The organism is Sphingobacteriales bacterium (assembly GCA_016706405.1).
Taxonomy (GTDB): Bacteria; Bacteroidota; Bacteroidia; order Chitinophagales; family UBA2359; genus BJ6.
Window position 1 is genome coordinate 1,001,191 of record JADJJT010000003.1, and the last position, 14,711, is coordinate 1,015,901.

The following is a 14,711-nucleotide window of genomic DNA, read 5'->3' on the forward strand; positions in this document are numbered from 1 at the left end:
AGAAAACAGGAAGTGGTAAAATACCTGCATCAAACCGACTGTTGCTTCAATCCACGAAAGCATCGTCCATTCGGAATAGGCAGGTCTCCTGACTTGTAACAGTTTTATCGTCCTTCCCATTCTAAAATTTAAAACAGTGGACTTTGTTGATAAAACCTTTGCGTTACTTACAGTTACGGGATAGTTCGTGATTTTCACACGATTCCCTTTTAATACACCGCTAAGTATAACCTACTCCGGTTGAAAAAGAAATAAAGTAAAAAACTTATCGGGGGCAAAGATAAAATTTTTTCTCTTATAGTTATCAATAATTTTTTAACGGACTATGCTGTGGGTCAGGAAATTTGGCTCTTTGGCAAGTTTGGGTGGTGGGTGGGGTCGGTTTAGGGTTCCGCTAACGGCAGTCCGTCTAAAAACCGTTAGTTTTCGACAAATTTACATTATAAGTTTTAAATAGAGGCGATTTGAGGGCTTGTTTTTTTGCGTTCATAAATCCGGATGAAATATGTTTTGAGGCGGGCTACCTTAATTTTATCCGGATAAAAAAACGAGGGCGTAAATTTATCTGGATAATGCGCAAAAATGCAATTTTATCCGGAAGTAATAGGCTCAAACTAAGGCTTTCAAAATTCAAAATTGCCTAAAACGCGGCAAAGGCAGCTACGGCGGGCAGTTTAGCCCAAAAACCACCTAAAAAAATTTGAGTTGTGCAACGGTTACCCGTGTTATAGCTAGTGCTCACTTTCTGTATAATGTTATCTATATACAGTATTTGTCAATTAGCTTTTGTTCTTCTCTATTTCTTTTTGCTCGTTTTGCAATAAGTTTTAGCAGTGGAAACATAAAGGTGAATAATCCGGGAAGGTTCATGTCGCTCATACAAAGGACGATTGCTGAATGCCTAATGCTTTTTGGAACTGTATTTTTATCAGTTAGACCATCGCCAGCTAATCCATATATTATTCTTAACGAATTTTCAAATCCCGTATGCCCAGGTCTTATTTTAACATTGAATTTAATTTCACGGTCTGTTGGGTTAAAGAAACTATGTAACGACATTGGTTCAACTGTATAAGATTCGCCAGCTTTTAGAATCTTTGAACCCTTCTTGCCTAATTTTAAACCTAATTCTCCTTCAATTGCGGTAAAGGTCTCTGAGTATGTTTTATGGTAATGCAAGGGATTTTTTCCGCCTGGCATTAGCGTTATTTCACCTTCCGTAATTTTTCCACCTGATTCCTCAGATGTCTGTAAAAATGTTACAGTGTCCTTAATGATAGGGTTTACGATTGTCCTTTTCATTTTTTGTTTGTGCTTAATGATTATTAATTCTGTTCGTTAGCATTGGCTATAACGTCAGTCCGTCTAAAAACTCATAATTTTGGCAAATTTACATTATAAGTTTTAAATAGAGGCGATTTGAGGGCTTTTTTTTGCGTTAATAAATCCGGATGAAATATGTTTTGAGGCGTAAAATGAAGCGGGAAGTAATTTTATCCGGATAAAAAAACGAGGGCGTAAATTTATCCGGAAAATGTGCTGATGCAATTTTATCCGGAAGTAATAGGCTCAAACCAAGGCTTTCAAAATTCAAAATTGCCTAAAACGCGGCAAATGCAGCTACGGCGGGCGGTTTAGCCCAAAAACCCGCTTTATAAAATTTGAGTTGTGCAACGGTTACCCTTGTTGGCTGCTGTTTTATTGCTTTTTGTCTGGCGTAAACTTGTTTTCTTCCACGTCTTTCAAAAATGCAATAAGATTTTTAAAATAATTTTGTTGGTCGTCATACATACTCATATGGCTTCCGTTAGGGCACAAATACGTTCTGCTATTCAATATGAGTTGACCTTCTTTTTTTATATCGTCAGGGTTCATTTCATCTTTCATACCACCAATCACAAGTGTCGGAACTTTAATATTAGACAACCTGTCCCACATTTCCCAATCTTTAAAATTACCCAGTTACGTGAAACTCGTCCACACCCTGCATATGAATATAAATAGTGTGATTGGCTTTCTTAAATGCTCTCATTAATGGCTCTGCCCATTCTTCAACCGGCTTTCGATAAGCAAACTTGTGTATAAAGCTTATTCATTAAGAGGTCTTGGTATTGAGGTGAGTCATACAGTTTGAGTTTGTCAAGAGAATCATAAGTTTTCAATTCCTGTTGAGTGAATAGTTTTTGCTTTAACTGTTCAGTGTATGATGTATAACTTTTCATACCAGCAGTCATATTAGAAAGAACAGCAGCTTTCACATGGCTTTGATATTTTTGCAGGTATTCCATTGCCAACATTCCGCCCCAAGAATGTCCAAGCAAGTAAAAATTATCTAAGCCAAGTCCTTTCCTAACTTGTTCTACTTCTTCTACATAGCGTGGAATATTCCATAGCGAAGTGTCTGTTGGAATATCAGAGTTTCCGACACCTAATTGGTCGTAATAATAAAACTCAATTCCTTCTTTGGGCAAAAAATCTTCAAAGCACTCAAAATAGTCGTGAGTAAATCCTGGTCCACCGTGCAGAAGTAGAACTTTGATTTTTCCGTCCTACTTTTTTTGTCCAAACATTATACTTACCGTCAACCTGTATCATTTTACTCCCACCTGTTTTTATTTCGTAATTCGTGGAAATTGTATCTTGGGTTGAAACCGTGTCGCTTGTTTCAGATGATTGATTGCAAGAGCATAAGCTGGTCAAAATAAGAGTTGTAATGATTAAATTCTTCATTTTTTATTGTTATGGTTTAAGTTTAAAGTTGTCCTGCTAAATAGCTGCCAACGGCAGTCCGTCTAAAAACTCATAATTTCGGCAAATTAATTTACATAATAAATTTCAAACAGAGGCGATTTGAGGGCTTATTTTTTGCGTTAATAAATCCGGATGAAATATATTTTGAGGCGGGCTGCCTTAATTTTATCCGGATAAAAAAACGAGGGCGTAAATTTATCCGGAAAATGCGCTGATGCAATTTTATCCGGAAGTAATAGGCTCAAACTAAGGCTTTCAAAATTCAAAATGGAGACTTGCCCAGAACGCGGCAAATGCAGCTACGGCGGGCATTTTAGCCCAAAAACTACCTAAATAAAATTTGAGTTGTGCAACGGTTGCCATTGTTAGCGGCTGGCGTTTTACTTTTCATTTTGGGTTACTTAGTCAATTTCAATGCTGTGTCAAGTCGTGCAGCAACGTTGTCCCAATTTAAAATCGGAAAGAGGGCATCAACAAAATCGGCTCGTTTGTTTTTATACTTTAAATAGTAAGCATGTTCCCAAACATCAATTACTAAAAGCGGAACAACTCCCCATTGTGTCAGCTTCTCATGGTTCTCACATTGCAACACAACTAAACTGTCGCTGTAAGGTTGATAACCTAAAATTCCCCATCCGTTGCCGTCAACATTTTTGGAAGTTGAAGCAATGTAGGTTTTGAGTTTATCGTAAGTGCCAAAATATTTCTCAATGCGTTTTAGCAATTCTCCTGTCGGTGTGGTTTGCTTGTTCGTGAGGTTTGTCCAGAAGATTGAATGCAAGATGTGCGATGAAAAATGTAATGAAAGTTTCTTTGTCCAGAAGTCAACTGTTTCAAGATTGTTGTTGTCCAACGCATCTTTTATTTTTTTCAAATCGTTGTTGGCCGCTTTCACCGCACCGCCATGATGAAATGTATAATGCAGATGCATCGTTTCTGCATCCATATTTGGTTCTAAAAAATTTTCGGAATACGGTAATGCTTGCTGAATGAAATTTCCGTTGTCGTCAACAAGTTTGTCTATGCCTCCTTCGGTAATTGCGTTTGCAAAGATTGAATTTGAAGGAAGGATAGTTGCTCCTCCGATGATTAAACTGTTTTGAAGAAATTGTTTTCTGTCCATTGCATTCTTTTAAAGTGATTTTAGAATTAGTCCGATTATAGCCGCAACCAATATGATATATGACTCTTGAACTTTTTTGATGTAGATGAGTGCAAGCACACTTGCAACTGCAATCAAAGCAGTCGGAATGTCAGTGATACTGCGAATGCCGATAATAATAACTGCTCCGACTAATGCACCGATGACTGCGGCAGTAATGCCGTCAACAAACGCTTTGATGCTCGCATTCTTCGCAATCTTTTTGAAATATGGTGCAGGGATTACAGTCAAAAGATAACATGGAAGAAAAGTTGCCGATGCTGCAACGCAAGCACCTGGGAAACCTGCAACGAGATAACCAATGAAACCAACAGTAATTACAACGGGTCCAGGTGTTATCATAGCTACCGCAACTGCATCAACAAACTGTTTTTCGTCAAGCCAATGATATTCTGTTACAACCCCTCCGTGTAAAAACGGAACGATTGCAAGCCCGCTTCCAAAAACAAACGCACCTGCTTTTGTAAAAAACCAAGCGATTTGTCCCAATGTGTTCCACTCAAATTGCCAAAAGCCGATGCCTGTTAGCAAAAGAGAGTTAGTGTGCCGTTGTAAAAACTTTGGCGGTGCTTTTATGAGCATGTATAAAAGTCCTGCAACAACGAACAGTAACACCTCTTCCGATTGTGTAATTATTGTAATTGTTGCTGCTACTAAAAAGAAAAGCCACAACAACCATTTTTCTTTGATGGCGGAAATGTTGAGTTTGCTCACTGATTTAGTTGTGAGTTTGTAGCTGCTCATGGCGATGATGCCGATTACTGCTGCACCTACACCGTAAAATACTGCCTGCATCCAAGGCAGTCCGCCATAAAGTTTGTAAGCGACGCCAATCAGCACAACCATAATGAAGGAAGGAATAACAAATGTAAGTCCGCAAAGTGTAGCACCCAAAACTCCGTAGTGAACAAAGCCCAGATAAATTCCAAGTTGTGCTGCAAGTGGTCCCGGTGCTAACTGTGCAAGCGCAAGTCCCTCTTTGTATTCTTCTTCCGAAACCCACTTGCGTTGTTCAACTAAATCTCTGTGCATATAACCGACAAGAGCAACGGGTCCACCAAAACCAGCATAGCCAAGTTTCAGGAAATACAAAACAAGTTGTCGCAAAGTGTATGTAGGTTGTTCATTCATTGGCAATAAATGTTCATGATAGCACTGTCCTCAAAAAATGGTATATAACGTTCCCCGCGTGCAAAGAAAGACGGGGCGAGCGGTTCACTTTCCCTGCCTTGTGATTTACGATTTTTTGATTTACGATTTTTGACTTTTCAAATCATACATCGTAAATCTAAAATCTAAAATTCCCTCACGGGAGATTCACTTTAAATATAGAAATTTCACCCCGCTTTTATTTGCGCGGGTGTTGGCGGCTGGTTTATTGCTTAATAATTTTCCCACTCTCAATTTTATCATCGCTGTTTCTCAATTTATAGAAATAAATTCCGTCAGCAAGTTGTTCTGTCTTTATTGTCGTTGAGTTTGTGAATGTCTGTTGCAAAATTTGTCGTGCGAAAATGTCATAGAGCATAATTTCCGATGGTTCAGTATTGCGAACTGTCACATACAATATGTCCGTTACAGGATGCGGGTAAACATTAAATAGCAGATGCCCGTTACCTTCATTTATTCCTGTTGTTAAATCCTTAATCAAACGTATGGAAGAACCATTTGCTTTTTTCCAGTTTGCTCTATAAATATCTTCGTGATAAACGCACAAATGTCTGAGCCATGCTGTAGAATCATTTTGTTCGCTAGATGTCCAGAATTGAGCATTGCCGGTTGGAGGCGAGAATGATAAATAAGGATCACCTGCATTAAAATACCATCTAAAGCCACCACCAAGTGCTGTGAAACCGCTTGAATTGGTTCCCGCATTCGGATCATGCCCCGGGCAACAATCCAACGTCCAATGAGTAGTGGTACCGGATTCTTTTAATGCATTGCCCTCGGTTGTTCCTCGGTATTGACCCGGTTAGCTGTTGCAGGTGACATTCCAAGATATATCTCTAATGTTTTCCATTCATCGTCTGTAGGCAGGTGCCAACCTACCGGGGCTATGTTGCGCGGGTCGTTGGCTGCATACCAGTTGTAAAGCGTTCCGTAAACAGCGCCATTGACAGGGTTATTTTCATTATAACACCACGCGCCTTCATTTTGATTTACCCAAAGTACTGAATCTTGTACTTCCGGTATCGCATCGCCATTGCGATAGTGCTTTACGTTTAAATTTTCTTTCATCCATACTTGAGTTCCAATAGTTACTGTGTTATAAACATTCCCGTCATAGTCGGTTACTGTCTGCGCCTGAATTTTAGTCACATAAAATGCAAGTACGGCAAAAAAAAGAATTATTTCTCTCATGGTTTAATCTTCAATTTACATAACTTACATTTTAAAATTACACTTGCTAAAACTTGCTGCTAACGGCAGTCCGTCTAAAAACTCATAAGTTTCGGCAAATTTACATTATAAGTTTTAAATAGAGGCGATTTGAGGGCTTGTTTTTTCGTTAATAAATCCGGAGGAAATAATTTTGAGGAGGGCTGCCTTAATTTTATCCGGATAAAAAACGAGGGCGTAAATTTATCCGGATAATGCGCAAAATGCAATTTTATCCGAAGTAATAGGCTCAAACTAAGGCTTTCAAAATTCAAAATTGAGGTTTGCCCAGAACGCGGCAAATGTAGCTGCGGCGGGCGATTTAGCCCAAAAACCACCTAAATAAAATTTGAGTTGTGCAACGGTTACCGATGTTAGTGGCTGTGTTTTTATGATTTACTTTTCTGTTTCTACTTTAATGTCTTGTCCGAATTGCAACACATAGCCGTTATTGTCGTAAATAGCAAATTCCCTCATTCCATATTCAAAATTTTCAATTGGGTAGCAGACTTTGGTGTTTTGGTTGACCATTGTCCAAATTTCGTCAACGTTGTCAGTGTTTAAATAAAATGAACCGGTAAATGTCGATTTGTCGAACGGGATGTGGTCATTCGGTTTGCTTACCATAAGGTCTGCATTGTCAAGGCGAACCCTTGCCCAACCCCATTCAGGCTCATTTGCTAAACATTCAAACCCGAGAGTCTTAACGTAGAAGTCAACCGTCTCTTGAATGTTGTCAGTGTAAATCATGGGTGTTAAACTGTTTACTTTCATGTCCTATTGATTTTTTGGTTTATACTATTGTCCTTTTAAACATTGCCACTAACGGCAGTCCGTCTAAAAACCGTTAGTTTTCGACAAATTTACATTATAAGTTTTAAATAGAGGCGATTTGAGGGCTTGTTTTTTGCGTTAATAAATCCGGATGAAATATGTTTTGAAGTGGGCTGCCTTAATTTTATCCGGATAAAAAAACGAGGGCGCAAATTTATCCGGAAAATGTGCTGATGCAATTTTATCCGGAAGTAATAGGCTCAAACCAAGGCTTTCAAAATTCAAAATTGAAACTTGCCCAGAACGCAGCAAATGCAGCTACGGCGGGTGTTTTAGCCCAAAAACTACCTAAATAAAATTTGAGTTTTGCAACGGTTACCCGTGTTAGCGGTTCGGGCTTCTGTCGGTTTGTTTACGTCAATTCTTGGTTCCAATTATTATGTTTTTTTGTTTCAGTTATGTGGGCAAGATGGTGGTTACAATGCCATGCATACAAACCTATATTTTCGTCAACTCTGAAAATTTTCCCGTTCTGAGGATGGACGAATTCTCTCTTCAATTGGTCGTCAGTTAAATTGTTAAGCAAAACTGTCCACCTCTCGTGGATTCCTTCTATCATGCTCAATGATGGTTGTATCGGCATATTTTTAGTATCAAGGAGTTCTGCCCAACGTTCTTCAAAATATGGCTTTATTGTTGGTTGGTTTTCTGTCAATGTAAGTTTTAGGCGAGTCAAACTATTCATATGACTGTCTGCACAATGATGAACAACTTGTCTTATTGTCCAACCATTTGGTCTATATTGCGTATCAAGTTGCTCGTCTGTTAAGTTTACAACTTCGTTTAATAGTCTTTTTGGGAATGTTGAAATGTCAGAAATCCATTTGTTTAAAATGTCTTTCGTTATTGTTGATGGTTTGTCAAACTTACCAATCGGGAATTTTAATTTTTCAATGTCCGTCATATTAACCTATTTATATGGTGTCTGTTTTTTTAGCCTGACCGCTAACGTTTTGCAGCTTGCCGAAGGCGGGGCTTTCGGAGCACCATCTGTCAAGCTATGGTTAATGTTTATTCAGAGCCAAAAAGTTTCGGCCACCAGGTCCGCCCCGCTTTTGACAAGTTGCTGTTATAAGCCGCTTTTCTATTTGTCATTCGTGTCAATTAGCTCAAAAATCAATTCTGTCAACGTCTTCACGTCACTTTCAATCGTCCCTTTCATATATTGTTCGTAAACACTTTTGTTGTCTGGTGGGTTGAGATTTAGAGTCAAGCCTTTTTCTAATGCCAACAGTCTTAAAAACTCTCTTTGTGTTCGTCCGTTTCCTTCTCTGAATGGGTGTAAATAATTGACGTTATCTAAAATTTCCGCCAATTTCTCGGCTAACAGTTTTTTGTTGTCTTTCGGAATTTTCTTGAACTCAACAATTAATTGGTCAATGTATCTGAAAGCGTTGTCAAAGTGCGAAGTAGGGAAGAACTGCTTACCGTCTTTGCTAATTTCAACTGTCCGCTTTTTGCCTGCCCAAACGTAAATGTCTTGAAATAAATGTCTGTGAATTTCAAAAAGGGTGTCAATACCCTTTATTTTTATCGGGTTTTCGTAAAGTTCTTGTAGTCGTTTTGTTACCGCACCGCTCTCAACAAAGAGCAATACATCGGGGTCGGTTATGTCCTGTAAATTCCTTAAAAGTCCTGTCTTGGGGTCAGTGTAGGTGAAGTCAGGGTCTATGTATTTGTAGGAATTAGACATAGGCTTTTTGTTTGGCGAATGTCACAAGTTCTGTTAGTGATATTTTTCCAGTAACATAGTCCCGTATAATTTCTATTCCTTTTGGTGTCGGTTTAAATCCTTCAAACATATTGCTTCCCAAAGCGTTTGCAGTACTTTCAAGCGTTTTCAAGTCTGAAAATTTTACACCCATTATGGTCAGGTTACTTCTGTCTATTTCTATTGTGTTAAACATATCTTTCAGTCTTAAGCTCTTTTCAATTTTACAAAATATTTAGGTCAAATCATTTGTTTTCTGTCTCGTTAAAATGGCTTATACCGGAAAAGGCTTTGCGTTGGGCGGTTTACGAAGCACAAATTTACAATACATTTCCAACTTTTGTTAGAAAATTTTCACTTTGAAATAATACTTCCGCCCGCCTAACCGTAAAGCCGTTGTGCCTGTTGCACAACTCAAAGGTAGCGAAAAATTAATATACAAAAAAATTTGGTGAAATATTTTTAAAAAGAATAGGAAAACTCAATAATTTGTAGTATACTTGCCTGCATTATGCAAGGACGAAAACAGCTTACTCCGCAACTTTTTTACCAACTAAGTTTAGACCAATTAGTTCCGGAAGATAATTTTTACCGCCGGATAAACAATTGGCTCGGTTGAGGGTATTTAAATGTAGGGCAGCAATTTATTTATCCCAAAATTGAGGTTTGCCTAAAACGCGGCAAATGCAGCTACGGCGGGCATTTTAGCCCAAAAACCCGCTTAGGAAATTTAGGTTGTGCAACGGTTACCCTTGTTAGCGGCTGCTCTTATTATGTTCATTTACAGACTGATAATTGTTTCTATAACCCATCAGCCAGCCAATGGGTGAAAGTGTCAGGTAAGTCATTATTTGAATAATCCACGGAGGATTAATTACCCGAATATCGTTCCTGTGTTTCAGCAGTATCATTGAAGCATGTATAAAATTTGGTATTCCCTTTTCGTTTAACTTACCGTCTCGTGATAATGCAAAAAATGTCTCAAAAAATTCGTCAATAGTTAGGGCAGGCGAAAATCGTTGAATGCTGTGTGCTTCCTCATTTTCCTCGTTCCAAAAGCAATGATGTGCCCCTGCAGGAATTGTGATTTTTTCACCGGGACCAACTATTTGTTCTTTCCCATTTATCAAAAAATGGAGCTTCCCGGAAACGACTTCAGCGGAGCTTTCCTGTTTTGGATGAATATGAATAGGTTCTCTCATATCCGTTTTGGGATTGAACGAGTCTATTTCCAACAAATTGCCATTCGTTTCCTTGCTTGTTTTAAGAAATACCATTCTTTGCCCTGTCCGTGCATTTGTGATTTGGTCGCCTTGCTTTGCCATTGTTATATTTTTAGTTGTCTAATTTAAAATTTGTTTCAGGATTAAGTGTCGTTCCAGAGTTGCCGCTAACGTCCCGCACACACGCAGGGCGGTAGCCTTGTCGGGTGTGCATTGTTGGGCGAAGTTTATATTTATATACATTAAAACAAATACAACATCATGCTTTGTGTTTTAATAAATAATTATTATTGTTTAATTATTGTCCATGTTTTGGTTTTGTTACAGTATATTAACTGTAACCAATAAGCCCCCGGAGGAAAATCGTTTGTATTAACTGTTATTTCGCTATTTTCATTAAAATTGACCAGCTCGTTATATAATTCACTAACAAGCATACCTTGTTGGTTATATAAACGTACCTGAGCGGTTGTGCTGCTACTTGGGGCTTGACAACCAGTTGGTGGTAGAATAATAAATTTAAAGTTTAGCTGCTGTGTAAATGGATTAGGGCTAATTACACTCGGCCCTGTTCCACAATTATGGCAATCATCAACAGTTATATTTAGGTTTTCTACTGTAAAAGTATGTATTCCAATGCAATCGCCGTCTGTAATTGTAACAGTATAATTACCTGCTGACAAGTTCTGTATTTTAGCACTACTTGCCCCATTACTCCATGCGTAGTTATAAGTAGCTGTATCGTTTTTTAAGGTGCAGTTCTATTTTTCCATGACTACCACCATTATAGGTATGGGTTATAGTAGCATCGGCTTTAACTTGGCTTATTAACGTAATTGTCTGCGAACCAAAACATCCGGATATATTGTCCCAAACATCGAATTTATAGGTTCCGGCACTTAAATTATCTAAAGTTAATCCCAAAAAGTCGGTATAACCTGTATAAAATTCTAAACTATTTTTATACATTTTATAATAAAAACAGGTAGTTCCTGCCAAATAGCTATTGTCTAAATAAATAATTCCGTTATTGCTATCACAGTCGGGGTGGGCATACGAAGTGCTAATTAACATGCTGTCAATAGCGCATCCGGCTTAGGCGTTCACAAACAAGGTACGACTAAGTTCATAACAGTTAGTACCGTCATTAATGGTTAAGGTAATTGTTTTTAACCCCGCAGTTTCCCAATGAACTTCGTGAGGGCCAAATTGCGTAGTATTGGTTCGGATGTTATAATGCCGCCATCGAAGTTCCATAAATAGTTAAAATTGGGTTGGTCTGTGGTATCTTCAATAGAAACAATAACTGGTACCATCAATAGTACGCCAAAATCATCTTCAGCAATGGTGCCGCTATCTAAGTTGCAGGTAATGTTTACATCTATGTCGCCTATTGGGGTTGGGTTATAACAAGTAGCCACGCTACACGGCACTAAGGGGCAATTAACAAAACTTACAGGTACCAAGGGTTTGTAGGCGCATAATGGAATTGGTTTTTTAGAAAACGCCACTACGGTATCAACTCCGGTATTGGCTGGGTCGTTGGTAATATCTACAATATTATACTTTGCAGCAGTATCGGCAGCACTACCATAGTACATAAGGGTGGGTTCGTTTACATGTTTTAATCGAAAAAAATGCCCCAATTCGTGCAAGGCTACGCTCTCGAAATTAAACTGGTTAAGTTTTAAGGTATCGGGCGAGCCATAATACCACGACTTGCCGCCAAGAGGTTGCTTGCGAAACCGCATCGTGGCGTTAAACACATAAATAACAGAATCACTCCCTACTGTGCCAATACGATTTTGTTGTGTTGCTCCTTGAGTTTGCGCCAGCGTAGCATTATTTTTTAGTTTATTGCAAACTGTATCGGAAAACGACACATACAAACCCCCCTTTTCTATATCTTTTCCCGCTTTTATACATAGTGATTTGGGCGTGCAACATTCTTCAATTTTAACCCCCGTAGCGCAACGCCATTTTTCAACAGCCCGCCTAAATGCTGTTAGTGCTTTGCTGTTGTTGTAAAAACTGGTATCGTACACTATTCTATAGCCCCCGTCTATTAACCCCGCTAAATGAATGTGTTTGGTTGTGCCGCTAATAGCGGTATTAGACAAAGAGTAGGGAATGACTAAACGTTTGGGCGATTTCGCATATTGATTTAACCCGTCAAAAATTGAAATATAACCGCTACCAATAAGCACATAAATACTATCGGCATTAAGGGTTTCTGATGGCACATTAACAGTAATTAATGTATCTGACCAAGTTATTAAATTAGGTGAAATTTTTACAGAGTCCGCGCCACCGTCATCTCCCGTTCTAAAGTAAACTCGCCCAATAGTTTCTCCAAATTCTCCCTTTATTTTAACCAACGAGTGTTTGTTTAATAACCCCGCTGGAACTGTCTCGGGGGTAATACTTGTTATTGTTGGCAGCCCTTGCTTCTTGTTATTTACTGTGCTTTTTTTTTAAATTTTACCTCCTTGCGTTCTATAAAAGGTTGTTGAGTGGTATTTAGTATAGGTGGATAAAATTTGTTGTAATACATCTCTTGGAAAGATTTTAGACTATTCTCCCATTCTATAAAAGAGTTTCTGTACGAAAGCACCTCTGTTAATTTTAACACTTTTGCGGAGTTGGCAATAGCGTGCGGCTGGGTTTCGGGTACAAAAAAGAATATGGCAAACATGTTGGTGCCATAACCATAATTCCAATCAAAATCTAGCAACTTACTACCATCTTCTTCGTCCCAAACCCAACCTCTTCGAGCCATAAACTCAATAGTGTCGCGGGCTTGTCCCTTAAATATTTTATAAACTTCAATAGAAACGAGGTCATACCTTAAAATACCACCCCTATTATCTGTTTCCATTCTAAAGGGTTTGCTATTAATTACCCGCCCCTCAACAATGGTGGTGGCTTGGGTTGTCCATTGGGGTATAAGGGTTAGTGGGTCAACGCCGTTAAAAGGTCGGGGGGTGCAATAAACAATATCGGGCGCGGGTTTGGGGTTATTAGTTTGTGCCTGTAGGGGGTAGTGGCTAATAATTAAGGTTAAAACCACAAGGTTAAAAAATAAATTTTGCATAGGTGTAAATTGGTTTGATGTGAATAAAGAAAAAACGTTTAACCGGTTATATCGGGCTATTATTAATTTCGCCCAACGGCAGTCCGTCTAAAAACTCATAAGTTTCGGCAAATTTACATTATAAGTTTTAAATAGAGGCGATTTGAGGGCTTGTTTTTTTGCGTTAATAAATCTTGGATGAAATATATTTTGAGGAGAGAGAGGGCGCATATCTCCTTAAAACGAGCTATAAAAAGACGAAAAACAAAAACAGGGTTTTTAACCACGTTTTGAACAGCTCACGAGGCAAAATATTGAATAATCGGCGCAAATTATAGGCAGTCATTATAAGCCCCACATCGGCGGCGGCGCGCTCAATGCCCCGCTTGGTGATGATGTAGGAGTAACCCCATTGCCGTTTAATTGTGCCGTAGGGGTGTTCTACTATTTGCTGCCGAAGCTTATACAAGTTTTTATTTTTTTCTATGTTTTTTTGTTAATATCTACATATTGTTGGTACTCGCCCGCTCTATGAGTCTGCCTTTTGCATTTTTGGTGCATAACAATTTGACGGGACAATGCTGACATTTAGTGGTTTTATAATGTTTAACATAATAGGTCGAGTTCTCTTTGGTTTTGAGGTAGTTATTGCCGTTTGTACGGATGTGATATCCTTTGTCGTAAAGGGCGGTAAAACCCGTTGTTTGCAATATTGTTTGCGCGCTTTGCAGCATCTCGCCCATGGCTTTGCTGTCGTTGGTATTGGTAAGTTTGTAATCAATAATGAGTTTGTGTTTATCATCTACGGTGGTTTGCACGTTGTACCCTACTTCGGTAATATTGTTGCGGGTAATGAGTTGGCGGCTGTCGGGGTCGGTGGTAGAAATTTGTTTTTCGCCCGTATCCTCAAGTTGTTGCTGAAGGACTTGGTAGTTTTGTTTTCGTTGTGTTTGCTTGTCAATTTCTGCTTGTATAGTTTGTTTGTTATCTTCATCGGCTGCGGCAAGTTCGGCGTTGTACTCGTCTAACTTTTTGTCAATATAGGCAAGATGTTGTGCTATTTTCTTTCATTAAAATTGTTTTTCTTGCTGTTTTGAGCCCGAAGTTTGGTCGAGTCGCCGCAATGAGTTTGCCCCCTATTAATTGAAATTGTTTTGCTATGCGCACGGTGTGCCGAAATACTTCCGGATGGCTTTTTGATTATCTTTCCGAAATTGGCTATGGTATTGTGGTCGGGTGCTAATTGTTGCAACAGCACATCACCTCGGTATTGCGCCTGCACTCTTTTTCTAACACCTCGAAGAACGAATGCAGTTTAAATACCCGTAAATAAACAATTTGAGCAAATCTTTCGGGTTGTATGCTGGCCGACCTTCAGCATTTAGTTTGCTGGCAAAACCAAATTTTTCCATCTCAATACTTTCAACAAACATATCAATTAACCGAACTTCATTGTCCGAAGCGATAATATTGTCTAAGCAATCGGTAAATAAAACGGCTTGTTCTCTTGGTATTCCTTTAATATATTCCATGCCACTAAATTACGAAATAAATTAAATATTACCCAATTATTTGAAA

General features: G+C 38.7%; 21 protein-coding genes and 1 riboswitch. All 21 genes read right to left on the reverse strand.

The genetic code is table 11. The annotated features are described in order from the left end of the window. Positions 1–60 precede the first annotated feature (60 nt). Positions 61–250, reverse strand: a riboswitch (cobalamin riboswitch). Between the two features lie 509 nt (positions 251–759). The 21 genes from IPI59_15875 to IPI59_15975 all read right to left on the reverse strand — a co-directional run bounded on the left by IPI59_15875 (position 760) and on the right by IPI59_15975 (position 14,665). Next, positions 760–1,302 carry a cupin domain-containing protein gene (locus IPI59_15875; GenBank protein ID MBK7528973.1) on the reverse strand — a complete coding sequence of 181 codons (543 nt, stop codon included), beginning with the start codon at positions 1,300–1,302 and terminating at the stop codon, positions 760–762. Between the two features lie 396 nt (positions 1,303–1,698). Then, positions 1,699–1,899 carry a hypothetical protein gene (locus IPI59_15880; GenBank protein MBK7528974.1) on the reverse strand — a complete coding sequence of 67 codons (201 nt, stop codon included), beginning with the start codon at positions 1,897–1,899 and terminating at the stop codon, positions 1,699–1,701. A 152-nt stretch (positions 1,900–2,051) separates the two neighbouring features. Further along, a complete protein-coding gene (locus tag IPI59_15885; GenBank protein ID MBK7528975.1) occupies positions 2,052–2,540 on the reverse strand; it encodes a proline iminopeptidase-family hydrolase in 489 nt (162 codons plus the stop codon). Positions 2,541–3,148: 608 nt separating this feature from the next. Next, positions 3,149–3,874, reverse strand: coding sequence for a superoxide dismutase (locus IPI59_15890; GenBank protein ID MBK7528976.1), 726 nt, complete (start codon positions 3,872–3,874; stop codon positions 3,149–3,151). Positions 3,875–3,883: 9 nt separating this feature from the next. Next, the gene (locus IPI59_15895; protein ID MBK7528977.1) at positions 3,884–5,044 is read right to left on the reverse strand and encodes a chromate transporter; all 1,161 of its coding nucleotides are present in this window, start codon (positions 5,042–5,044) and stop codon (positions 3,884–3,886) included. A 244-nt stretch (positions 5,045–5,288) separates the two neighbouring features. Beyond that, positions 5,289–5,816: a T9SS type A sorting domain-containing protein gene (locus IPI59_15900; protein MBK7528978.1), complete on the reverse strand. Its 528-nt coding sequence runs from the start codon at positions 5,814–5,816 to the stop codon at positions 5,289–5,291. 29 nt (positions 5,817–5,845) lie between these two features. Beyond that, entirely contained in the window at positions 5,846–6,274 is a 429-nt protein-coding gene (locus IPI59_15905; GenBank protein MBK7528979.1) for a fibrobacter succinogenes major paralogous domain-containing protein, read from the reverse strand. 74 nt (positions 6,275–6,348) lie between these two features. After that, on the reverse strand, positions 6,349–6,546 hold the full coding sequence (locus IPI59_15910; GenBank protein MBK7528980.1) for a hypothetical protein: 198 nt from the start codon (positions 6,544–6,546) through the stop codon (positions 6,349–6,351). A 142-nt stretch (positions 6,547–6,688) separates the two neighbouring features. Further along, positions 6,689–7,042, reverse strand: a complete 354-nt coding sequence (locus IPI59_15915; protein ID MBK7528981.1) for a VOC family protein — start codon at positions 7,040–7,042, stop codon at positions 6,689–6,691. Between the two features lie 436 nt (positions 7,043–7,478). Further along, entirely contained in the window at positions 7,479–8,030 is a 552-nt protein-coding gene (locus IPI59_15920; GenBank protein MBK7528982.1) for a putative metal-dependent hydrolase, read from the reverse strand. A gap of 180 nt (positions 8,031–8,210) precedes the next feature. After that, entirely contained in the window at positions 8,211–8,819 is a 609-nt protein-coding gene (locus tag IPI59_15925) for a Fic family protein (protein ID MBK7528983.1), read from the reverse strand. After that, positions 8,812–9,033, reverse strand: coding sequence for an antitoxin VbhA family protein (locus tag IPI59_15930; GenBank protein ID MBK7528984.1), 222 nt, complete (start codon positions 9,031–9,033; stop codon positions 8,812–8,814). Before IPI59_15930 ends, IPI59_15925 begins: the two co-directional genes overlap by 8 nt. Before the next feature lie 559 nt (positions 9,034–9,592). Continuing rightward, a complete protein-coding gene (locus IPI59_15935) occupies positions 9,593–10,162 on the reverse strand; it encodes a cupin domain-containing protein (protein ID MBK7528985.1) in 570 nt (189 codons plus the stop codon). Positions 10,163–10,347: 185 nt separating this feature from the next. Continuing rightward, a complete protein-coding gene (locus IPI59_15940) occupies positions 10,348–10,743 on the reverse strand; it encodes a T9SS type A sorting domain-containing protein (GenBank protein MBK7528986.1) in 396 nt (131 codons plus the stop codon). 43 nt (positions 10,744–10,786) lie between these two features. After that, positions 10,787–11,134, reverse strand: a complete 348-nt coding sequence (locus IPI59_15945; protein ID MBK7528987.1) for a hypothetical protein — start codon at positions 11,132–11,134, stop codon at positions 10,787–10,789. Positions 11,135–11,229: 95 nt separating this feature from the next. Beyond that, complete coding sequence (locus tag IPI59_15950) at positions 11,230–12,438, reverse strand: hypothetical protein (protein ID MBK7528988.1); 1,209 nt, start codon at positions 12,436–12,438, stop codon at positions 11,230–11,232. A gap of 80 nt (positions 12,439–12,518) precedes the next feature. Further along, positions 12,519–13,154, reverse strand: a complete 636-nt coding sequence (locus IPI59_15955; protein ID MBK7528989.1) for a hypothetical protein — start codon at positions 13,152–13,154, stop codon at positions 12,519–12,521. Positions 13,155–13,380: 226 nt separating this feature from the next. Next, on the reverse strand, positions 13,381–13,602 hold the full coding sequence (locus IPI59_15960) for a transposase (GenBank protein MBK7528990.1): 222 nt from the start codon (positions 13,600–13,602) through the stop codon (positions 13,381–13,383). Between the two features lie 34 nt (positions 13,603–13,636). After that, on the reverse strand, positions 13,637–13,951 hold the full coding sequence (locus IPI59_15965) for a hypothetical protein (protein ID MBK7528991.1): 315 nt from the start codon (positions 13,949–13,951) through the stop codon (positions 13,637–13,639). A 239-nt stretch (positions 13,952–14,190) separates the two neighbouring features. Continuing rightward, a complete protein-coding gene (locus tag IPI59_15970) occupies positions 14,191–14,415 on the reverse strand; it encodes a hypothetical protein (protein ID MBK7528992.1) in 225 nt (74 codons plus the stop codon). 7 nt (positions 14,416–14,422) lie between these two features. Then, complete coding sequence (locus IPI59_15975; GenBank protein ID MBK7528993.1) at positions 14,423–14,665, reverse strand: transposase; 243 nt, start codon at positions 14,663–14,665, stop codon at positions 14,423–14,425. Positions 14,666–14,711 lie beyond the last annotated feature (46 nt).

Excerpts from the sequence above, each read along its gene's own strand:
- IPI59_15905 (MBK7528979.1), bottom strand. The coding sequence starts at position 6,274 with ATGAGAGAAATAATTCTTTTTTTTGCCGTACTTGCATTTTATGTGACT.
- IPI59_15925 (MBK7528983.1), bottom strand. The coding sequence starts at position 8,819 with ATGTCTAATTCCTACAAATACATAGACCCTGACTTCACCTACACTGAC.
- IPI59_15890 (MBK7528976.1), bottom strand. The coding sequence starts at position 3,874 with ATGGACAGAAAACAATTTCTTCAAAACAGTTTAATCATCGGAGGAGCA.
- IPI59_15915 (MBK7528981.1), bottom strand. The coding sequence starts at position 7,042 with ATGATTTACACTGACAACATTCAAGAGACGGTTGACTTCTACGTTAAG.
- IPI59_15955 (MBK7528989.1), bottom strand. The coding sequence starts at position 13,154 with ATGCAAAATTTATTTTTTAACCTTGTGGTTTTAACCTTAATTATTAGC.
- IPI59_15945 (MBK7528987.1), bottom strand. The coding sequence starts at position 11,134 with ATGTTAATTAGCACTTCGTATGCCCACCCCGACTGTGATAGCAATAAC.
- IPI59_15930 (MBK7528984.1), bottom strand. The coding sequence starts at position 9,033 with ATGTTTAACACAATAGAAATAGACAGAAGTAACCTGACCATAATGGGT.
- IPI59_15920 (MBK7528982.1), bottom strand. The coding sequence starts at position 8,030 with ATGACGGACATTGAAAAATTAAAATTCCCGATTGGTAAGTTTGACAAA.
- IPI59_15875 (MBK7528973.1), bottom strand. The coding sequence starts at position 1,302 with ATGAAAAGGACAATCGTAAACCCTATCATTAAGGACACTGTAACATTT.
- IPI59_15895 (MBK7528977.1), bottom strand. The coding sequence starts at position 5,044 with ATGAATGAACAACCTACATACACTTTGCGACAACTTGTTTTGTATTTC.
- IPI59_15975 (MBK7528993.1), bottom strand. The coding sequence starts at position 14,665 with ATGGAATATATTAAAGGAATACCAAGAGAACAAGCCGTTTTATTTACC.
- IPI59_15935 (MBK7528985.1), bottom strand. The coding sequence starts at position 10,162 with ATGGCAAAGCAAGGCGACCAAATCACAAATGCACGGACAGGGCAAAGA.